The 3957-nt window shown below is 63.9% G+C and carries 4 protein-coding genes; 3 read left to right on the forward strand and 1 reads right to left on the reverse strand.

Annotated features, from left to right (window positions below):
* Positions 1 to 174: 174 nt before the first annotated feature.
* Positions 175 to 372 (reverse strand): heavy-metal-associated domain-containing protein, encoded by a 198-nt coding sequence (locus RG836_RS08935; protein WP_310844839.1) that lies wholly within the window; start codon positions 370 to 372, stop codon positions 175 to 177.
* Between the two features lie 147 nt (positions 373 to 519).
* Here RG836_RS08935 and RG836_RS08940 point away from each other — a divergent pair, with 147 nt between their 5' ends.
* The 3 genes from RG836_RS08940 (at position 520) to cueR (ending at position 3795) form a co-directional block, all read left to right on the forward strand.
* The gene (locus RG836_RS08940) at positions 520 to 903 is read left to right on the forward strand and encodes a hypothetical protein (RefSeq protein WP_310844840.1); all 384 of its coding nucleotides are present in this window, start codon (positions 520 to 522) and stop codon (positions 901 to 903) included.
* Between the two features lie 85 nt (positions 904 to 988).
* Positions 989 to 3382: a heavy metal translocating P-type ATPase gene (locus RG836_RS08945; protein WP_310844841.1), complete on the forward strand. Its 2394-nt coding sequence runs from the start codon at positions 989 to 991 to the stop codon at positions 3380 to 3382.
* Complete coding sequence (cueR, locus tag RG836_RS08950) at positions 3382 to 3795, forward strand: Cu(I)-responsive transcriptional regulator (protein WP_310844842.1); 414 nt, start codon at positions 3382 to 3384, stop codon at positions 3793 to 3795. Before RG836_RS08945 ends, cueR begins: the two co-directional genes overlap by 1 nt.
* Positions 3796 to 3957: the final 162 nt, after the last annotated feature.

Consider the following 3957-nt stretch of genomic DNA (forward strand, 5'->3'; position numbering starts at 1 on the left):
CCAAGCTCCCACAGGGTTTTGGGACATCCCACATGAACGAGCCAGCAGGGAAATAGCCTTCGTCGGAGCCCCGCCCGAAGCAGGCTCGCCACAAGGGTCTCAGCCATACCGAGATTCAAATGTGGGAGCGAGCCTGCTCGCGAAAGGACCCGCCTCAACAACACACCTTTTCAATCAAGCCCGCTTCACGCCATACCCCTCTTCGCTGATGACATCAATCAGCTGCTCGGCACTGAGCTGGCTATCAACCCGCACTTCCCCGGCCGCCAGGTCTACCCGCACCTCGGCCGTGAAATCCTGGCCCTGGATCGCATTGGTAATGGCTTTGACGCAGTGCCCGCAGGACATGCCTTCGACGTTGAATACTTGCATGGGATGACTCCTTTGAGTGAGGTTGCAGCCAGTCTCAAGCTTGCCGTCGTGGCAAGGTCAAGTTCTTCGTTTTGCTGCCGGGCTGGCATTCGGTCGCGCGCTCGGCCAAGCTGCGTCATCTACGACATGATTACAGGAGCTTGCGCCATGCGCTGGTCTGCCCTCAGCCTGTTCGGCCTCCTCGGTTTGCTGGCCACAGCCCCCTCGGTGAACGCCGCCGGTGAAGATTACGGTGTGCTGATCATTTCCCGTGAACGCCTGGAAGTCTCGACGTCCTGTGAAATCGGCGTGTACATCCACGATCAGCTGTCGGCGCGCTTGCTGCAGGAGCAGAGTACGTCGTTCAACCTGCCGCCGGGCAACGTGTCCTTGCGTTTGAAACTGCTGCCGGGGCAAGTACCGGGCTGCAATCCGGGCATGCTGGCGCCAGGGTCGCAGGAGATCAAACTGAATTCGGGCGACGTGCAGAAATACCGGATCGCCATGACTCAGGAAGGGATGTACCTGAAGCGCGCGGCGCTGGAATACTAAAGTGCAGCCAGCGCAATAATCGATGCTTGACCTTGCCCGAGTGGCAAGGTTGATCCTGTAGGTCATCTCTACAGGGAGCGGGACCATGTCCGAATCCATCACGTTTGATCTGCCGATTGCCGGCATGACCTGCGCCAGTTGCGCCGGGCGTGTCGAGCGTGCCTTGAACAAAGTCAGCGGCGCCAGCGCCGTCAGCGTCAACCTCGCCACCGAGCAGGCCCGGGTGCAAGCGCCCAGCGACAGCCTGCCGGCCTTGATGGCCGCCGTGCAGCAGGCCGGTTACAGCGTCCCGGCGCACAGCCTGGAATTGAGCATCGATGGCATGACCTGCGCCTCGTGCGTCGGTCGGGTCGAGCGCGCCTTGGGCAAAGTCCCTGGGGTCAACAGCGTCAGCGTCAACCTGGCCAACGAACGGGCGCACCTTGAGCTGTTCGGCCAAGTCGACCCGCAAAACCTGATCGCCGCCGTGACCAAGGCGGGTTACAACGCCACGCTGTGGGAGGCCGACCAGCCGCACGCCGACGACCACAGCCGAGCGCTGCGCCGCGAACGCTGGGCCTTGCTGCTGGCAATTGTGCTGGCCCTGCCGCTGGTGCTGCCGATGCTGGTCGAACCCTTCGGCCTGCACTGGATGCTGCCGACCTGGCTGCAATTTGCTCTCGCTACCCCGGTGCAATTCATCCTTGGCGCGCGGTTTTACGTCGCTGCGTTTAAAGCCGTGCGGGCCGGCGCCGGCAACATGGACTTGCTGGTCGCCCTCGGCACCAGCGCCGGTTATGGCTTGAGCCTTTACAGCTGGGCGACGGCCAGCGCCGGGCAGATGCCGCATTTGTACTTCGAGGCTTCGGCGGTGGTGATTGCCTTGGTATTGCTCGGCAAGTACCTGGAAAGCCGCGCCAAACGCCAGACCGCCAGCGCTATCCGTGCCCTCGAAGCCTTGCGCCCGGAGCGGGCGATTCAGGTCATCGACGGGCAGGAGCGGGACGTTGCCATCAGTGCCCTGCGTTTGCACGACCTGGTGCTGGTCAAACCCGGTGAGCGCTTTCCGGTCGACGGCGAGGTGGTCGAAGGCCAGAGCCACGCCGACGAAGCGCTGATCAGCGGCGAAAGCCTGCCGGTGCCGAAACAGCCTGGGGATAACGTCACCGGCGGCGCGATCAACGGCGAAGGCCGGCTGCTGGTGCGGACCCTGGCGCTGGGCGCGGAAACCGTGCTGGCGCGAATCATTCGTCTGGTGGAAGACGCCCAGGCAGCGAAGGCGCCGATCCAGAAACTGGTGGATAAAGTCAGCCAGGTGTTTGTGCCCGCCGTGTTGCTGCTGGCCCTGGCTACGCTGCTGGGCTGGTGGTTGTACGGCGCGCCGCTGGAAACCGCGTTGATCAATGCCGTCGCGGTGCTGGTGATCGCCTGCCCTTGTGCCCTTGGCCTGGCCACGCCCACCGCGATCATGGCCGGCACCGGCGTCGCCGCCCGCTACGGCATTCTGATCAAGGACGCCGAAGCGTTGGAGCGCGCCCATGAAGTCAGCGCCGTGGTCTTCGACAAAACCGGCACCCTGACCTCTGGCGCGCCGCGCATCGCCCATTTGAAAGCCGTCGACGGTGATGAAAGCCGCGTGCTGCAACTGGCCGGCGCGCTGCAACGGGGCAGTGAACACCCCTTGGCCAAAGCCGTGCTCGACGCCTGCGCCGAACGCCAGTTGCCGGTCGCCAATGTCAGCGACAGCCAAGCCCTGACCGGGCGCGGCATTGCCGGTACACTCGACGGGCGGCGTTTGGCGCTGGGCAATCGGCGCCTGCTGGAAGAAAGCGGTTTGAGCGCGGGAGGCCTGGCGGCGTCGGCCTTGGAATGGGAAACCGAAGGACGGACCTTATCCTGGCTGATCGAGCAAAGCCCCGAACCTCGGGTGCTGGGTCTGTTCGCCTTCGGTGACACCTTGAAAACCGGCGCCCGGCAAGCGGTGCAACAACTGGCCGCGCGGCACATCAGCAGCCACTTGCTCACCGGTGACAATCGCGGCAGCGCCAAAGTGGTCGCCGATGCCTTGGGCATCCAGGACGTGCACGCCGAAGTGCTGCCAGCGGACAAAGCCGCCGCCGTGGCCGAACTGAAGAAAACCGGCGTGGTGGCGATGGTCGGCGACGGCATCAACGACGCCCCGGCCCTGGCCGCCGCGGACATCGGCATCGCCATGGGCGGCGGCACTGACGTCGCCATGCACGCGGCCGGCATCACTCTGATGCGCGGCGACCCGCGGCTGGTGCCGGCGGCGCTGGAGATCAGCCGCAAGACTTACGCGAAGATCCGTCAGAACCTGTTCTGGGCCTTCGTCTACAACCTGATCGGCATTCCGCTGGCGGCCTTCGGCTTCCTCAATCCGGTGCTGGCCGGCGCGGCGATGGCACTGTCGAGCGTCAGCGTGGTGAGCAATGCGCTACTGTTGAAAACCTGGAAACCCCGCGACCTGGAGGACAACTGATGAACATCGGCCAAGCGGCCCGCCACAGCGGCCTGAGCGCGAAGATGATCCGCTATTACGAATCGATCGGCCTGCTCAAGGCCGCCCATCGTACCGACAGCGGCTATCGGATCTACAGCGACGTTGACCTGCACAGCCTGGCGTTCATCAAGCGTTCGCGGGATCTGGGGTTTTCTCTGGAGGAGGTCGGCAAGCTCCTGACCCTGTGGCAGGACCGCGGCCGCGCCAGCGCCGACGTCAAGTCCCTGGCCCGTCAGCACATTGATGAGCTGAACCAGAAAATTCTTGAGTTGGGGCAGTTGCGCGACACCTTGCAGGATTTGGTCGAACACTGTCATGGCGACCATCGGCCGGACTGTCCGATCCTGCAAAACCTCGCGTCGGGATGTTGCGATGCGCCGGTGCGTGCCTGAGACATCGCTGCCGAATCCACTGACGCCATCGCGGGCAAGCCCGCTCCCACAGGGTTCGGCGTCGTTCGCCTGATTCCGGGCTTACACAAAAACCTGTGGGCTTGCTCCGGGTGGCGTTCCGACGAAGACGGACTGTCAGGCAACATTCCTCTCGAAGACAGA

The organism is Pseudomonas rhizozeae, from assembly GCF_031583775.1.
In the GTDB taxonomy this organism is placed as follows: domain Bacteria; phylum Pseudomonadota; class Gammaproteobacteria; order Pseudomonadales; family Pseudomonadaceae; genus Aquipseudomonas.

What these genes read in the sequence shown, in the direction of transcription:
- RG836_RS08945 (WP_310844841.1), top strand. Translation starts at nt 989, where the DNA reads ATGTCCGAATCCATCACGTTTGATCTGCCGATTGCCGGCATGACCTGC.
- RG836_RS08940 (WP_310844840.1), top strand. Translation starts at nt 520, where the DNA reads ATGCGCTGGTCTGCCCTCAGCCTGTTCGGCCTCCTCGGTTTGCTGGCC.
- cueR (WP_310844842.1), top strand. Translation starts at nt 3,382, where the DNA reads ATGAACATCGGCCAAGCGGCCCGCCACAGCGGCCTGAGCGCGAAGATG.
- RG836_RS08935 (WP_310844839.1), bottom strand. Translation starts at nt 372, where the DNA reads ATGCAAGTATTCAACGTCGAAGGCATGTCCTGCGGGCACTGCGTCAAA.